The sequence below is a fragment of the Microbulbifer agarilyticus S89 genome (genome assembly GCF_000220505.1).
In the GTDB taxonomy this organism is placed as follows: Bacteria; Pseudomonadota; Gammaproteobacteria; order Pseudomonadales; family Cellvibrionaceae; genus Microbulbifer; species Microbulbifer agarilyticus_B.
Genome location: NZ_AFPJ01000006.1, coordinates 1 through 16435 on the forward strand (window position 1 = coordinate 1; position 16435 = coordinate 16435).

At 56.2% G+C, this 16435-nt stretch carries 12 protein-coding genes and 1 tRNA gene; all 13 read left to right on the forward strand.

Features of this window, described 5'->3' with window-relative positions:
* Positions 1-432: EF-Tu/IF-2/RF-3 family GTPase (locus AS89_RS0100785; RefSeq protein ID WP_010130320.1), on the forward strand; the 432-nt coding region annotated here is incomplete at its 5' end.
* Between the two features lie 120 nt (positions 433-552).
* Positions 553-628: transfer RNA gene (locus AS89_RS0100790), tRNA-Trp, on the forward strand.
* A 117-nt stretch (positions 629-745) separates the two neighbouring features.
* Positions 746-1114, forward strand: coding sequence for a preprotein translocase subunit SecE (gene secE, locus AS89_RS0100795; RefSeq protein ID WP_010130322.1), 369 nt, complete (start codon positions 746-748; stop codon positions 1112-1114).
* Between the two features lie 10 nt (positions 1115-1124).
* Positions 1125-1658, forward strand: coding sequence for a transcription termination/antitermination protein NusG (nusG, locus tag AS89_RS0100800; protein WP_010130324.1), 534 nt, complete (start codon positions 1125-1127; stop codon positions 1656-1658).
* Between the two features lie 174 nt (positions 1659-1832).
* On the forward strand, positions 1833-2264 hold the full coding sequence (gene rplK / locus AS89_RS0100805) for a 50S ribosomal protein L11 (protein ID WP_010130325.1): 432 nt from the start codon (positions 1833-1835) through the stop codon (positions 2262-2264).
* Complete coding sequence (rplA, locus tag AS89_RS0100810) at positions 2265-2963, forward strand: 50S ribosomal protein L1 (protein ID WP_010130326.1); 699 nt, start codon at positions 2265-2267, stop codon at positions 2961-2963.
* A 282-nt stretch (positions 2964-3245) separates the two neighbouring features.
* The gene (gene rplJ, locus AS89_RS0100815; protein ID WP_010130327.1) at positions 3246-3740 is read left to right on the forward strand and encodes a 50S ribosomal protein L10; all 495 of its coding nucleotides are present in this window, start codon (positions 3246-3248) and stop codon (positions 3738-3740) included.
* 87 nt (positions 3741-3827) lie between these two features.
* Entirely contained in the window at positions 3828-4196 is a 369-nt protein-coding gene (gene rplL / locus AS89_RS0100820; protein ID WP_010130328.1) for a 50S ribosomal protein L7/L12, read from the forward strand.
* 305 nt (positions 4197-4501) lie between these two features.
* Positions 4502-8575, forward strand: coding sequence for a DNA-directed RNA polymerase subunit beta (gene rpoB / locus AS89_RS0100825; RefSeq protein WP_010130329.1), 4074 nt, complete (start codon positions 4502-4504; stop codon positions 8573-8575).
* A gap of 123 nt (positions 8576-8698) precedes the next feature.
* Positions 8699-12928, forward strand: a complete 4230-nt coding sequence (rpoC, locus tag AS89_RS0100830; protein WP_010130330.1) for a DNA-directed RNA polymerase subunit beta' — start codon at positions 8699-8701, stop codon at positions 12926-12928.
* A gap of 260 nt (positions 12929-13188) precedes the next feature.
* Complete coding sequence (rpsL, locus tag AS89_RS0100835) at positions 13189-13563, forward strand: 30S ribosomal protein S12 (protein WP_010130332.1); 375 nt, start codon at positions 13189-13191, stop codon at positions 13561-13563.
* 128 nt (positions 13564-13691) lie between these two features.
* Positions 13692-14162, forward strand: coding sequence for a 30S ribosomal protein S7 (gene rpsG, locus AS89_RS0100840; RefSeq protein WP_010130334.1), 471 nt, complete (start codon positions 13692-13694; stop codon positions 14160-14162).
* Positions 14163-14283: 121 nt separating this feature from the next.
* Positions 14284-16392 (forward strand): elongation factor G, encoded by a 2109-nt coding sequence (gene fusA / locus AS89_RS0100845; RefSeq protein ID WP_010130335.1) that lies wholly within the window; start codon positions 14284-14286, stop codon positions 16390-16392.
* Positions 16393-16435 lie beyond the last annotated feature (43 nt).

Genomic DNA, 16435 nt, shown 5'->3' on the forward strand with positions numbered 1-16435 from the left:
ACCACTACTACCTGTACTGGTGTAGAAATGTTCCGCAAGCTGCTGGACGAAGGCCGCGCTGGTGAGAACATTGGTGCGCTGCTGCGTGGTACCAAGCGTGACGAAGTTGAGCGTGGTCAGGTTCTGGCTAAGCCGGGCTCCATCACCCCGCACACCAAGTTCGAAGCGGAAGTGTACGTACTGTCCAAGGACGAGGGTGGTCGTCACACCCCGTTCTTCAAAGGATACCGTCCGCAGTTCTACTTCCGTACCACCGACGTAACTGGTGCGTGTGAACTGCCAGAAGGTACCGAGATGGTAATGCCGGGTGATAACGTTCAGATGACCGTTACCCTGATTGCGCCGATCGCCATGGAAGATGGCCTGCGCTTCGCGATCCGCGAAGGTGGCCGTACCGTTGGTGCTGGCGTTGTAGCCAAAATCATCGAGTAATCGGTGAAAAGCGCGACTACAATGTGAATCTGTAGTCGCGCTTGCAAATGCTGGGGTCGGTGGTATGATCCGCCCCTCATTTTTTCCGGAGATGGCGCAGCCTGCTTCCGGATGTGTTTCAGGCCAGTAGTTCAATTGGTAGAGCACCGGTCTCCAAAACCGGCTGTTGGGGGTTCGAGTCCCTCCTGGCCTGCCAACTTTCAGATGCCCGCAAGGGGCCTGCAGTTGGGCTATCCTGTACTGCTGTCGCTCTTTGTGGTCGTAGGCAATAAAGGCGCCTTGCAGTATCGGGGCGCACTAAAGGCTTCTTTGTATGAATGCAAAAGTAGAGGCGAAAACCTTTCGTCTTGACGGCCTCAAGTGGCTGGTAGTCGTGGCGTTAATTGGCGCTGCTGTTGCCGGTAATTCCTACTACGCCGAAATTCCCCTGCTGTATCGTGTGCTCGCAATCGTTGCGCTTTGCTTGGTTGCGGTGTTTGTGGCGGTGCAGACTGAGAAGGGTAATGCCTTCTGGAATCTGCTGCGGGAAGCGCAAAATGAAGTGCGCCGGGTAGTATGGCCCACCCGTCAAGAAGCAACCCAGACCACCTTGATTGTGGTTGTGTTTGTGCTGCTGATGGCGGTCATTCTCTGGGCGTTGGACTCCGGTCTCGGCTGGATTGCTTCCAAGATCATTGGCTAAAGGTTAATCCATGGCAAAGCATTGGTATGTGGTTCAGGCCTACTCCGGCTACGAGAAGCGTGTAAAAAACACTCTCAAGGAGCGCATTGAACTGCACGAAATGGACCATCTCTTTGGTGAGGTGCTGGTGCCCACCGAGGAAGTGGTGGAAATGCGTGCCGGTCAAAAGCGCAAGAGTGAGCGTAAATTCTTCCCCGGCTACGTGCTGGTGGAAATGGAGTTGAACGACGACACCTGGCACCTGGTCAAAGAGACCCCGCGTGTGCTGGGCTTTATTGGTGGCAAGGCGGACAAGCCGGCACCGATTACCGATCGTGAAGCTCAGGCGATTCTGAATCGCATCGACGACTCTGTTGATAAGCCCAAGCCCAAGACGCTGTTTGAGCCGGGTGAGATGGTGCGTGTTATCGACGGTCCGTTTAATGATTTCAATGGTGTGGTTGAAGAAGTCAACTACGAGAAGAGCCGCCTGCGCGTGGCGGTGTTGATCTTCGGTCGCTCCACACCAGTAGAGCTTGAATTCAGCCAGGTAGAAAAGAGCTGATTTCGAGCTGAAAGGATTCGGCCCTCTTTCGTTTCGGCGGAAGAGGGCTTTCGCGTCCCTGAAAACCAAGTGCTGGAAAGCTTTGGGTAGATGGGGAAACAGGGGAGCCGAGCGTTGCACGTTTGTATAAGTGTACAGCGCAGGCGCTAATACCCAGTTAAAGAGGAAGCTGTAATGGCTAAGAAAGTAGAAGCTTACATCAAGCTGCAAGTTAAGGCCGGTCAGGCCAACCCAAGCCCCCCCGTTGGTCCTGCACTGGGTCAGCACGGCGTAAACATCATGGAGTTCTGTAAAGCGTTCAACGCACAGACCCAGAGCCTGGAGCCAGGCCTGCCGGTGCCGGTAGTGATCTCTGTTTACAACGATCGCTCCTTCACCTTCATCATGAAGTCGCCGCCCGCCGCGGTTCTGCTGCGCAAGGCTGCCAAGATCAAGAGCGGTTCTGGCCGTCCGAACACCGAGAAAGTCGGTACCGTGACCCGTGCTCAGCTCGAAGAAATCGTTGAAATGAAAAAGGCAGACCTGACTGCATCCGACATGGACGCAGCGGTGCGCACCATCGCTGGTTCTGCTCGCAGTGCCGGTATCGAAGTGGAGGGTCTGTAAGTGGCTAAATTGACCAAGCGTCAGCGCGCAATGGCTGAAAAACTGGAAGCTGGCAAAGCTTACGGTATCGACGAAGCAGTAGCGCTGCTGAAAGAGTTCTCCAACGTTAAGTTCTCTGAAACCGTAGATGCGGCGATCAATCTGGGTATTGATCCGCGTAAATCCGACCAGGCTGTTCGCGGTGCGACCACCCTGCCGCACGGTACCGGTAAAGAAGTACGCGTTGCTGTATTCACCCAGGGTGCCAACGCCGACGCCGCGAAAGAAGCGGGTGCTGACATCGTTGGTATGGACGAGCTGGCAGCAGAAGTTAAAGCTGGCAAGATGGATTTCGACGTAGTTGTGGCCTCTCCGGACGCGATGCGCGTTGTTGGTCAGCTGGGTCAGATTCTCGGCCCGCGCGGCCTGATGCCGAACCCGAAAACCGGCACCGTTACCCCGGACGTAGCGACTGCGGTTAAGAATGCAAAAGCTGGTCAGGTGCGTTTCCGCGCTGACAAAGGCGGCATCATTCACGGCGGCATCGGCAAGGTGTCTTTCGACGCGAACGCGCTGAAAGAAAACCTGGAAGCACTGGTTGCGGACCTGAAAAAGGCCAAGCCGGCTTCTGCCAAGGGCGTATACCTGAAGAAGATCACCCTGAGCACCACCATGGGCCCGGGTCTGGTTCTCGATCAGGCTACTCTGGACGTTAAGTAAGTTACATACAGTAATTACTGCGCCAGATTGTAAAAGAACTTTGGGGTTCGCCGCATCGCTTGGGCAGTGCGGCGGGCCGTCAAAGACCGTAGGTGCGGTGGGTATTTGAGGTTTAAATGCTCCCCGCTTAATCCGCGCTCCGGCCAGGTTGGCCAACAGTGAGTGCGAGCCTACGCAGACGGTGTTGCCCAAACCAGTATTTTTACTGGATTTGAGCTTTTTGCACCGGAACGGGTTGGGTTCATTTGATTCCAATCTTTTTTCAAATCCAGGAGTGACACTATGGCTATTGGACTCGTAGACAAGAAAGCGATTGTCGCGGAAGTCCAGCAGGCTGCTGAGGGTGCTCTGTCTGCGGTTGTTGCGGATTCCCGTGGCGTAACCGTGAATGACATGACTGCCCTGCGCAAAGAGGCTCGCGAGAACGGCGTTTGGTTAAAAGTCGTCCGCAATACTCTGGCGCGTCGCGCTCTGGCCGGTACCGAATTCGAATGTCTGATCGAGACGTTCGTAGGTCCCAGCATCATTGCTTTCTCTAACGAACACCCGGGTGCCGGCGCGCGCATCCTCAAGGCGTTCGCGAAAGACAATGACAAGCTGGAGCTGAAAGGTGCCGCCTTCGAAGGCGTAGCGACTGACATCGCTCTGTTGGCAAGCCTGCCGACGTACGATGAAGCAATCGCTAAGCTGATGAGCTGCATGAAAGAAGCATCCGCTGGCAAACTGGTTCGCACTATTGCGGCCGTTCGCGACCAGAAAGAGCAGGAAGCTGCTTAATTTTTTCGCAAAAGCGAAATGGCAGTTATCCACTTTTTATAGAAATTACGAGCAGTTTCCTGCTCACACGAAATCAGGTACTAACTCATGTCTCTGACTAAAGAAGATATCATCAATGCGATCGCCGAAATGTCCGTTAAGGACGTTGTTGAGCTGATCGAAGCTATGGAAGAGAAATTCGGCGTAACTGCAGCTGCTGCTGTTATGGCGGGCCCGGCTGGCGGCGAAGCTGCTGCAGAAGAGAAAGACGAATTCGACGTAATTCTGTCCTCTGCTGGCGACAAGAAAGTAAACGTGATCAAGGCTGTTCGCGGCATCACCGGTCTGGGCCTGAAAGAAGCCAAGGCGCTGGTAGACGGTGCTCCGAGCCCGCTGAAAGAAGGCGTTTCCAAAGACGAAGCCGAAGCAGCGAAGAAAGAGCTGGAAGAAGCTGGCGCTACTGTAGAACTGAAGTAATTCGGTTTTACACATTACCGCCGGTGACCGGTTAACGGTTGCTGGCGGAAAGGCTGGTGGACTTTTGTCCGCCGGCCTTTTTGCCGTTTGCGGCATGGGGCTTTTCCCGCCACTGGTGAGGAGCAGTTCGCAACGTAAACGGCAAACAAACCGAGAGGTTTGTGCACAGGGTGGTATGTTTTTTGGTCAGTCCTTAAAGCGTAGCGCAATGTGCAGAGACTTCTCGCCCGGATGGGCTGCGTAACGTCAGGTTGCTGACCGCAGCTCTGATGAAGTCTTGTCACCGATCAAGCTGGGGAATATGAATGGCTTACTCATACACTGAGAAAAAACGTATCCGCAAGGATTTTGGCAAACTGCCTAAGGTCATGGACGTGCCTTTCCTGCTTGCGATACAGCTGGACTCGTATCGCAAATTTACTCAGGCCGACACGCGCCCGGATGAGCGCCTGGACATCGGCCTGCAGGCGGCGTTCAAGTCTGTATTTCCAATTGTCAGCTACTCTGGCAATGCCGCACTGGAATATGTGAGCTACACCCTCGGCAAGCCTGCCTTTGATGTAAAAGAGTGTACCCTGCGCGGCGTCACTTACGCGTGCCCACTGCGTGTGCGCGTTCGTCTGATTATTTACGATAAAGAATCTGCGAATAAGTCCATCAAGGACATCAAAGAGCAGGAAGTGTACATGGGCGAAATTCCGCTCATGACTGAAAACGGTACCTTCGTAATCAACGGTACCGAGCGTGTTATCGTGTCCCAGCTGCACCGCTCCCCGGGTGTATTCTTCGACCACGATAAAGGTAAGACCCATTCTTCCGGTAAGTTGCTGTACGCCGCACGGGTAATTCCTTACCGTGGCTCCTGGCTGGACTTCGAGTTCGACCCGAAAGATCTGGTGTACGTACGTATCGACCGTCGTCGTAAGCTGCCGGCGACTATCCTGCTGCGCGCGCTGGGTTACAGCTCGCAAGAAATGCTGGAAATGTTCTTCGACACCAGCAAGTTCACCCTGAACGACGAAACCGTCAGCCTGGACCTGATTCCTTCCCGCCTGCGCGGTGATGTTGCCTCCTTCGACATCAAGGATGGCAGCGGCAAGGTGATCGTCGAAGAAGGCCGTCGTATCACGCCGCGCCACATTCGCCAGCTGGAAAAAGCCGGTGTTGAAAAATTGGAAGCGCCGATCTCTTACGCCTACGGCCGTGTACTGGCCCATGACGTAATTGATGAAGCCACCGGTGAAGTTGTGGTTGAGGCAAATGCCGAGATCACCGAAGAGGTGATCACCAAGCTGCGCCTGATGAATGTCGGCAGCTTCAATACCCTGTATACCAATGACCTGGACTGCGGTCCTTTCATTTCCGACACCCTGCGCGCAGACCCTTCCCGCACCGAGCTGGAAGCACTGGTGGAAATCTACCGCATGATGCGCCCGGGCGAGCCGCCCACCAAAGAATCTGCCGAGTCCCTGTTCGAGAACCTGTTCTTCTCAGACGAGCGCTACGACCTTTCTGCGGTAGGCCGCATGAAGTTCAACCGTCGTCTCAACCGTGAAGATGAGACCGGTGAGGGCACTCTGAGCAAAGACGATATCGTTGATGTTCTGAAGACCCTGATTGAGATCCGCAACGGTCGCGGCATGGTCGACGATATCGATCATCTTGGTAACCGTCGTGTGCGTTCCGTGGGCGAGATGGCCGAAAACCAGTTCCGTGTTGGTCTGGTGCGCGTAGAGCGCGCGGTAAAAGAGCGTCTGTCCATGGCCGAGTCCGAAGGCCTGATGCCGCAGGATCTGATCAACGCCAAGCCGGTGGCTGCTGCGGTGAAGGAATTCTTTGGTTCCTCCCAGCTGTCCCAGTTTATGGACCAGAACAACCCGCTGTCGGAAGTTACCCACAAGCGTCGTGTCTCGGCACTGGGCCCAGGTGGTCTGACCCGTGAGCGTGCGGGCTTTGAGGTGCGCGACGTGCACCCGACCCACTACGGCCGCGTATGTCCGATTGAAACGCCGGAAGGTCCGAACATTGGTCTGATCAACTCCCTGGCGACCTATGCCCGTGCCAACCACTACGGCTTCCTGGAAAGCCCGTATCGCAAAGTGGTAGACGGCAAGGTAACCGACGAGATCGAATACCTGTCTGCGATCAACGAAGCCAACTACGTTGTTGCACAGGCTTCCGCAGAAGTGGATGAAAACGGTCGCTTTACCGATGACCTGGTAAGCGTGCGTCACCAGTACGAATTCACCCTGAAGACGCCGGACGAAATCCAGTACATGGACGTATCCGCCCGTCAGGTAGTGTCCGTGGCGGCGGCGATGATCCCGTTCCTGGAACACGATGATGCGAACCGTGCACTCATGGGTTCCAACATGCAGCGTCAGGCGGTGCCGACTCTGCGTGCCGACAAGCCGCTGGTTGGTACTGGCATGGAGCGCACCGTCGCGCGTGACTCCGGCGTATGTATCGTGGCCAAGCGCGGTGGCGTGATCGAGCGTGTTGATGCCAGCCGTGTGGTTGTGCGTGTGCACAATGACGAAGTAGAAGCCGGTGACGCTGGTGTGGATCTGTATGGTCTGACCAAGTACACCCGCTCTAACCAGAACACCTGTATCAACCAGCGCCCGATCGTGAAGACCGGTGACGTGGTTGCGCGTGGCGATATCCTCGCCGACGGTCCTTCTGTCGACCTGGGTGAGTTGGCGCTGGGCCAGAACATGCGCATCGCGTTCATGCCCTGGAACGGTTACAACTTTGAGGATTCCATCCTGGTATCCGAACGTGTGGTACAGGAAGACCGCTTCACCACCATCCACATTCAGGAACTGACCTGTATTGCCCGTGACACCAAGCTGGGCAGTGAGGAAATCACCGCGGATATTCCCAACGTGGGCGAATCTGCGCTGAACAAACTGGATGAGTCCGGCATCGTTTACATCGGTGCGGAAGTGGGCGCTGGTGACATTCTGGTCGGTAAGGTGACCCCGAAAGGTGAAGCCCAGCTGACGCCGGAAGAAAAACTGCTGCGTGCGATCTTCGGTGAGAAAGCCTCTGACGTTAAAGACACTTCTCTGCGTGCGCCTTCCGGCACCCGCGGTACCGTGATCGACGTACAGGTCTTCACCCGCGACGGTCTGCAGAAAGACCAGCGCTCTCTCGCCATCGAGAAGGCGCAGCTGGACGAAGTGCGCAAAGACCTGAACGAAGAATACCGCATCGTTGAAGGCGCGACCTTCGAGCGTCTGGCGGCGGCTCTGGAAGGCCAGAAAGTTGCCGGCGGTAAAGGCGTCAAGAAAGGCGACGTGCTGACCTCCGAGATCCTGTCCGAACTGCCACGCGAAGACTGGTTCAAACTGCGCATGGCAGAAGAGAGCCTGAACGAGCAGCTGGAAAAAGCGGAAGCTCAGCTGAGCGATCGTCGCAAGCTGCTGGACGAGCAGTTTGAAGACAAGAAGAAGAAACTGGAATCTGGCGACGATCTGGCGCCGGGCGTACTGAAAATCGTCAAGGTGTACCTGGCGATCAAGCGTCGCATCCAGCCTGGTGACAAGATGGCCGGTCGTCACGGTAACAAAGGTGTTATCTCCGTGATCAAGCCGGTGGAAGACATGCCGTACGACGAGAACGGTGAGCCGGTAGACGTGGTTCTGAACCCGCTGGGTGTTCCGTCTCGTATGAACGTTGGTCAGGTACTGGAAATGCACCTGGGCATGGCGGCGAAAGGCCTGGGCGTGAAAATTGATCGCATGATCAAGGAAAAGCAGGAAGCGGCGAAGATCCGTGGCTTCCTGGAAGAAGTCTACAACTCCACCGGCGGCCGCAAGGAAGAGCTGGACGAGCTGTCTGACGAAGAAGTGCTGTCCATGTCCGAAAACCTGCGTCGCGGTGTACCTATGGCGACCCCGGTATTCGACGGCGCTGCTGAGCCCGAGATCAAGAAGCTGCTGCGTCTGGCTGACATCCCGGATTCCGGCCAGATCACCCTGTACGATGGCCGTACCGGTGATGCCTTCGAGCGTCCGGTAACCGTTGGCTACATGTACATGCTGAAGCTGAACCACCTGGTAGACGACAAGATGCACGCGCGTTCTACCGGTTCTTACAGCCTGGTTACCCAGCAGCCGCTGGGTGGTAAGGCGCAGTTCGGTGGTCAGCGCTTCGGTGAGATGGAGGTGTGGGCACTGGAAGCATACGGTGCTGCTTACACCCTGCAGGAAATGCTCACGGTCAAATCCGATGACGTTGAAGGTCGTACCAAGATGTATAAAAACATCGTGGATGGCGACCACCGCATGGAACCGGGCATGCCCGAATCCTTCAACGTACTGGTTAAAGAGATCCGCTCGCTCGGCATGAACTTCGAGCTGGAAAACGAATAACACTGGTATTAATCGGATTTAGTAGACAGAGACCGGTGGTGGCTCGCAGCAATGGCCACCACCGGCCCTCCCGGCCCCAGAGGCAGTTGGCCGGGATGACTACCCCCTAGTGGAGGAAAGGCCTTGAAAGATTTGTTAAACCTGGTGAAAGCCCAGGATCAGCTCGAAGAATTTGACGCTATCCGTATCGGTCTGGCATCGCCGGACACGATTCGCTCCTGGTCCTACGGCGAAGTGAAAAAGCCGGAGACCATCAACTACCGTACGTTCAAGCCGGAACGTGAAGGTCTGTTCTGTGCCAAGATTTTTGGCCCGGTAAAGGACTACGAGTGCCTGTGCGGAAAGTACAAGCGCATGAAGCACCGCGGCATCATCTGTGAGAAGTGCGGCGTTGAAGTAACCAAGGCGAAAGTACGCCGTGAGCGTATGGGCCACATCGAGCTGGCCAGTCCGGTTGCGCACATCTGGTTCCTGAAGTCCCTGCCGTCCCGTATCGGCCTGCTGCTGGACATGACCCTGCGCGACATCGAGCGCGTACTGTACTTCGAATCTTACGTTGTGACCGATCCGGGTATGACTACCCTGGAGCGCGGCCAGCTGCTGAACGACGAACAGTACTTCGAAGCGATGGAAGAGTTCGCCGATGAGTTCGAAGCGAAAATGGGTGCGGAAGCCATCCAGGAGCTGATGAACGACATCGACCTGCCCCAGGAAATCCAGCGTCTGCGCGAAGAAATCCCGGCGACCAACTCTGAAACCAAGATCAAGAAGCTGTCCAAGCGCCTCAAGCTGCTGGAAGCCTTCTACAAGTCCGGCAACAAGCCGGAGTGGATGATCATGCAGGCACTGCCGGTTCTGCCGCCGGATCTGCGCCCGCTGGTACCGCTGGACGGTGGCCGCTTCGCGACCTCCGACCTGAACGACCTGTACCGTCGCGTGATCAACCGTAACAACCGTCTGAAGCGCCTGCTCGAGCTGAATGCGCCGGACATCATCGTGCGCAACGAAAAGCGTATGCTGCAGGAGTCTGTGGACGCACTGCTGGATAACGGCCGTCGCGGCCGCGCCATCACTGGCTCCAACAAGCGCCCGCTGAAGTCCCTGGCAGACATGATCAAAGGTAAGCAGGGTCGTTTCCGTCAGAACCTGCTCGGTAAGCGTGTGGATTACTCCGGTCGTTCCGTGATCGTGGTAGGTCCGACCCTGCGTCTGCACCAGTGTGGTCTGCCGAAGAAGATGGCTCTCGAGCTGTTCAAGCCGTTTATTTTCGGCAAGCTGGAAGCGCGCGGCCTGGCAACCACCATCAAAGCGGCCAAGAAAATGGTCGAGCGCGAAGAAGCGGTGGTCTGGGATATTCTCGACGAAGTGATTCGCGAGCACCCGGTACTGCTGAACCGTGCACCGACGCTGCACCGTCTGGGCATCCAGGCATTTGAGCCGGTACTGATTGAAGGTAAAGCGATTCAGCTGCACCCGCTGGTGTGTGCGGCGTACAACGCCGACTTCGACGGTGACCAGATGGCGGTACACGTACCGCTGACCATTGAAGCGCAGCTGGAATCCCGCGCGCTGATGATGTCCACCAACAACATCCTGTCGCCGGCAAACGGTGAGCCGATCATCGTACCGTCCCAGGACGTGGTACTGGGTCTGTACTGGATGACCCGTGAGCGCGTCAACGATAAAGGCGAAGGCATGTCCTTCTCCGATATCAAAGAAGTGAGCCGTGCTTTCTACGCCAAGCAGGTTGGCCTGCAGGCGAAGATTAAGGTGCGTATCGACGAGACTGTGATCGGTGAAGACGGCGAGAAGCACGTATCCCGTACCGTCTACGACACCACCGTTGGCCGCGCGCTGCTGTGGAACATCGTACCGGAAGGCCTGCCGTTCGAGCTGGTGAACCAGCCGATGAAGAAGAAGGCGATCTCCCGCGTACTGAACGAGTGTTACCGTAAGGTGGGTCTGAAGGCGACCGTTATCTTCGCTGACCAGCTGATGTACACCGGTTTCGACTTCTCCACCAAGTCTGGTTCCTCCATTGGTGTGAACGACTTCGAGATCCCGGCAGCCAAGGCTGACCTGATTGCGACTGCAGAAGCAGAAGTAAAAGAGATCGAAAGCCAGTTTGCCTCCGGTCTTGTGACCGCGGGTGAGAAATACAACAAGGTAATCGACGTTTGGTCCCGCACCAACGACAAGGTTACCCAGGCGATGATGGCCGGTATCAAGAAAGAGCCGGTGGTGGATCGCGAGGGTAACGACACCGAGCAGGACTCCTTCAACTCCGTATACATGTACGCTGACTCCGGCGCACGGGGCTCTGAAGCGCAGATTCGTCAGCTGGCCGGTATGCGTGGCCTGATGGCGCGTCCAGATGGCTCGATTATCGAAAACGCCATTACCGCGAACTTCCGTGAAGGTCTGAGCGTACTGCAGTACTTCATCTCGACCCACGGTGCGCGTAAAGGTCTGGCGGATACCGCACTGAAAACCGCGAACTCCGGTTACCTGACCCGTCGTCTGGTTGACGTGGCGCAGGACGTGGTGATCACCGAAATCGACTGTGGCACCGACGAAGGTCTGACCATGGCGCCGGTGATCGAAGGTGGTGACGTGATCGAATCCCTGGGTGACCGTATCCTCGGTCGTGTGGTTGCGCGCGACGTGGCCAAGCCTGGCAGCGAAGAGATTGCGGTACCGGCCGGTACCATGATCGACGAAGCCTGGGTTGAGCGCATCGAAGGTATGGGTATCGACGAAGTGATCGTTCGCTCCGCGATTACCTGTGAGACTGCACACGGTATCTGTGCCCAGTGTTACGGCCGTGACCTGGCCCGTGGCCATCGCGCCAACCCGGGTGAGTCTGTGGGCGTTGTTGCTGCACAGTCCATCGGTGAACCGGGCACCCAGCTGACCATGCGTACCTTCCACATCGGTGGTGCGGCAAGCCGTGCTTCTGCTGCGGACAGCATTCAGGTCAAGCAGGCCGGTACCGTGCGTCTGCACAACCTGAAGACTGTGAAAACAGAAGCGGGCAACCTGGTTGCGGTTTCCCGTTCTGGTGAGCTGGCAGTTGCGGACTCCGCCGGTCGCGAGCGTGAGCGCTACAAGCTGCCTTACGGTGCGATTATCAGCGTTGACGAAGGTTCCAGCATCGACGGTGGCCAGATCGTGGCCAAGTGGGACCCGCACACCCACCCGATCATCACCGAGGTTGCCGGTTGGGTGAAGCTGTCCGGCATGGAAGAAGGTCTGTCTATTCGCAAGCAGACTGACGAAATTACCGGCCTGTCCTCTATCGAGGTGATCGATCCGGCAGAGCGCCCGGCGGCGGGTAAAGACCTGCGTCCGGCGGTGACCCTGGTCGACGAGAACGGCGAAGAGCTGACCCTGGCGAACTCCAACGCACCGGCGCACTACGCACTGCCGCCGCGCGCGATCCTGAGCCTGAAGGACAGCGACAAGGTGAATGTGGGTGATGTCATCGCACGTATTCCGCAGGAATCTGGCGGTACCAAGGACATCACCGGTGGTCTGCCGCGTGTTGCGGACCTGTTCGAAGCGCGTAAGCCGAAAGAGCCGTCCATCCTGGCGGAAATCTCCGGTACCGTTTCCTTCGGTAAAGAGACCAAAGGCAAGGTTCGCCTGCAGATCACCCCGCAGGACGGCAAGCCGCTGGCCAATGGCAAGGATCACTACGAAGTACTGATTCCGAAGCATCGTCAGCTGACCGTGTTCGAAGGTGAAACCGTAGAGAAGGGCGAGGTGATCTCCGATGGCCCGTCCAACCCGCACGACATTCTGCGCCTGAAGGGCGTGGAAGAGCTGGCGCGCTACATTACCAATGAAATCCAGGAGGTTTACCGCCTTCAGGGTGTAGGCATCAACGACAAGCACATTGAAACCATTGTGCGTCAGATGCTGCGTAAGGTTGAGATCCTCGAGATGGGCGACTCCGAGTTCATCAAGGGTGATCAGGTGGAATACCAGCGTGTGGTGGAAGAGAACGAGCGTCTGCGTGCCGAAGGCAAGCAACCGGCGCAGTTCGAGCGCCTGCTGCTGGGTATCACCAAAGCGTCTCTGGCGACCGAGTCCTTCCTGTCCGCGGCCTCCTTCCAGGAGACCACCCGCGTACTGACCGAAGCGGCGGTAACCGGTAAGGGCGATAACCTGCGTGGCCTGAAAGAAAACGTGGTGGTGGGTCGTTTGATCCCGGCCGGTACCGGCCTTGCCTATCACGCCGAGCGCAAGCGCAAGCGCACTCAGCAGCAGACCCAAGGCTTTGCCGAAGGTCCGTCTGCAGAAGAGGTGGAAGCGGCGCTGACCGAAGCCCTGAAATCTTCCGGGGAGTAAGGTCAACGAAACGGAGTAGTCTGACTGAAAGGTTCTGTCTGTAAGGCGTCTTTCGGTCAGTTCCGGATCGCAATAGCCAGGCGATGTGAGTGTTTACTTCGCTTGGTGGTTGACTCGGGGATGCCGCGTTTATAGAATGCGGCCCCCGCTAATGGGGTGCGATTGTCTGACGGTCCTTGGATTCGTCCAGATATCGCGCACTGACGATAGGCCCTCACTGCTGTAATTGGTGGGGGCGTTTTATTTTGGAGTGATTTTTAATGGCAACGATCAACCAGTTGGTTCGTAAGCCGAGAAAACGCAAAGTTGAAAAAAGCGACGTGCCTGCACTGCAAGCTTGCCCGCAGCGCCGTGGAGTTTGTACTCGTGTGTATACCACTACACCGAAGAAGCCGAACTCCGCACTGCGTAAAGTTTGTCGTGTGCGCCTGACCAACGGTTTCGAAGTAACTTCGTACATCGGCGGTGAAGGCCACAACCTGCAGGAGCACAGCGTGGTGCTGATTCGCGGCGGTCGTGTAAAAGACCTGCCGGGTGTGCGCTACCACACTGTACGCGGTGCACTTGACTGTGCCGGCGTAAACGATCGCAAGCAGGGCCGTTCTAAGTACGGTGCCAAGCGTCCTAAGGGATAATTCCCCAAGGTCAATTTGCGTTTCGGTTTAACGAATAACCGGAGTAAGGCTGAGCTCGCCGATTTGTAGATGCTATTTAATAGCGAATGCGGCGGCATCTCAGAGTAACCCTGAAGAGAGGCAATCCCATGCCAAGAAGACGAGTAGTCGCCAAGCGCGAAGTACTGCCCGATCCCAAGTTTGGGAACGTGACTCTGGCCAAGTTCATGAACCATGTCATGATCTCTGGTAAGAAGTCCGTGGCAGAAAGCATCGTTTACGGTGCACTGGATCTGGTTTCAGAAAAGCTGAACAAAGATCCGATTGAAATTTTTGAAGAGTCCCTGGAAAACATCGCCCCGATGGTGGAAGTAAAGTCCCGTCGTGTTGGTGGTGCTACCTACCAGGTGCCGGTAGAAGTGCGTCCTGCACGTCGTACCGCGCTGGCAATGCGCTGGCTGGTAGATTTCTCCCGTAAGCGCGGTGAGAAGTCTATGGCCCAGCGTCTGGCCAATGAAATGATCGATGCATCCCAGAACAAGGGCGGCGCGGTCAAGAAGCGTGAAGACGTGCACCGTATGGCGGAAGCCAACAAGGCGTTCTCTCACTATCGTTTCTAAGATAGTGGCGCTTCTAAGTCTGATGAATATTTACATCGGCAATTAAAACCGAAAGGCAGCAGGGCCAGTTTTTTAAACGTCGGGCCTGGCTGCCTTTTGCCGTTATATCGAGGATACAATTGTGGCACGTAAAACGCCTATCGAACGCTATCGTAATATCGGTATCTGCGCTCACGTAGACGCCGGTAAAACCACGACTACCGAGCGCGTACTGTTCTACACTGGTCTGTCCCATAAAATTGGTGAGGTGCACGAAGGCGCCGCAACCATGGACTGGATGGAGCAGGAACAAGAGCGCGGTATCACCATTACCTCTGCAGCAACCACCTGTTTCTGGGCTGGTATGCAGCAGCAGTTTCCGCAGCATCGCGTAAACATCATCGACACCCCGGGACACGTTGACTTCACCATTGAAGTAGAGCGTTCCCTGCGTGTTCTCGATGGCGCGGTCGTTGTACTGTGCGGCTCTTCCGGCGTTCAGCCTCAGACCGAAACCGTATGGCGCCAGGCGAACAAGTACGAAGTACCGCGCATGGTATTCGTAAACAAGATGGACCGTGCCGGTGCGGACTTCCGCAAGGTTGTGGGCCAGCTGAAAGATCGCCTGAATGCGAACGCTGTACCTCTGCAAATGACCATTGGCTCCGAAGACGAGTTCAAGGGCGTTGTAGACCTGATCAAAATGAAAGCCATCCTGTGGAACGAAGATGACATGGGCATGACTTTCGAATACGGCGATATCCCGGCCGATATGCAGGACGAGTGCGACGAAATGCGCGAGTTCCTGGTTGAAGCGGCTGCGGAAGCGACCGAAGAGCTGATGGAAAAGTACCTGGAAGAAGGTGAGCTGACCGAAGAAGAGATCAAGTCAGCGATCCGTCAGCGTACCCTGGCTAACGAAATCGTACCGGTTCTGGGCGGCTCTGCGTTCAAGAACAAGGGCGTACAGGCCATGCTGGACGCGGTTATCGAATTCCTGCCGGCGCCGAACCAGGTTAAGGCGATCGAAGGTACTCTGCTCGACGCAGAAGAAACCGTTGAAACCCGTGAAGCTGACGACAATGCGCCGTTCGCGGCACTGGCGTTCAAAATTGCTACCGACCCCTTCGTTGGTACTCTGACTTTCTTCCGTGTTTACTCCGGTAAGCTGGAAAGCGGCACCGCGGTATACAACTCCGTGAAGCAGAAGAAAGAGCGTGTCGGCCGTATGGTGCAGATGCACTCCAACGACCGTCAGGAAATCAAAGAAGTACTGGCAGGTGACATCGCTGCGGCTATCGGCCTGAAAGATGTGACCACTGGTGACACCCTGTGTTCTGAAGACGCCAAAATCGTTCTCGAGCGCATGGAGTTCCCGGAGCCGGTAATCTCCGTAGCGGTAGAGCCGAAGTCCAAGCCGGACCAGGAAAAAATGGGTATCGCACTGGGCAAACTGGCTCAGGAAGACCCGTCTTTCCGCGTTAAGACCGACGAAGAGACTGGCCAGACCATCATCTCCGGTATGGGTGAGCTGCACCTGGACATCATCGTTGACCGCATGCGTCGTGAGTTCAACGTTGAAGCCAACATCGGTAAGCCGCAGGTTGCCTACCGTGAAACCATCCGCAACACCTCTGAGATCGAAGGCAAGTTCGTTCGTCAGTCCGGTGGTCGCGGTCAGTACGGTCACGTTTGGGTGAAATTTGAGCCGGCAGAGGACGAGTCCGCTGAAGGTCTGGAATTCGTCAACGAGATCGTTGGTGGTGTGGTACCGAAGGAGTACATCCCGGCGGTAAACAAGGGTATTGAAGAGCAGATGCAGAACGGTGTTCTGGCTGGCTACCCGCTGCTGGGCCTGAAGGCTACCCTGTATGACGGCTCTTTCCACGATGTTGACTCCAACGAAATGGCGTTCAAGATCGCGGGCTCCATGGCTACCAAGAAACTGGCAGACGTGGGCGGTGCTGTACTGCTCGAGCCGGTAATGAAGGTAGAAGTGGTTACCCCGGAAGAGAACATGGGTGACGTAGTAGGCGACCTGAACCGTCGTCGCGGCCTGATCCAGGGCATGGACGAGAACGCGTCCGGCAAAGTTGTTAACGCGGAAGTGCCGCTGGCCGAAATGTTCGGTTACGCCACTGACCTGCGTTCTGCTACCCAGGGCCGTGCTACCTACACCATGGAATTCCTGAAGTACGCGGAAGCGCCGAAAAACGTCGCTGACGAAATCATTGCAAAGAACAAAGCTTAAGCTTTAGTCCCTTTAAAACTTTTTAGTTAGAGGATCCTGAAAA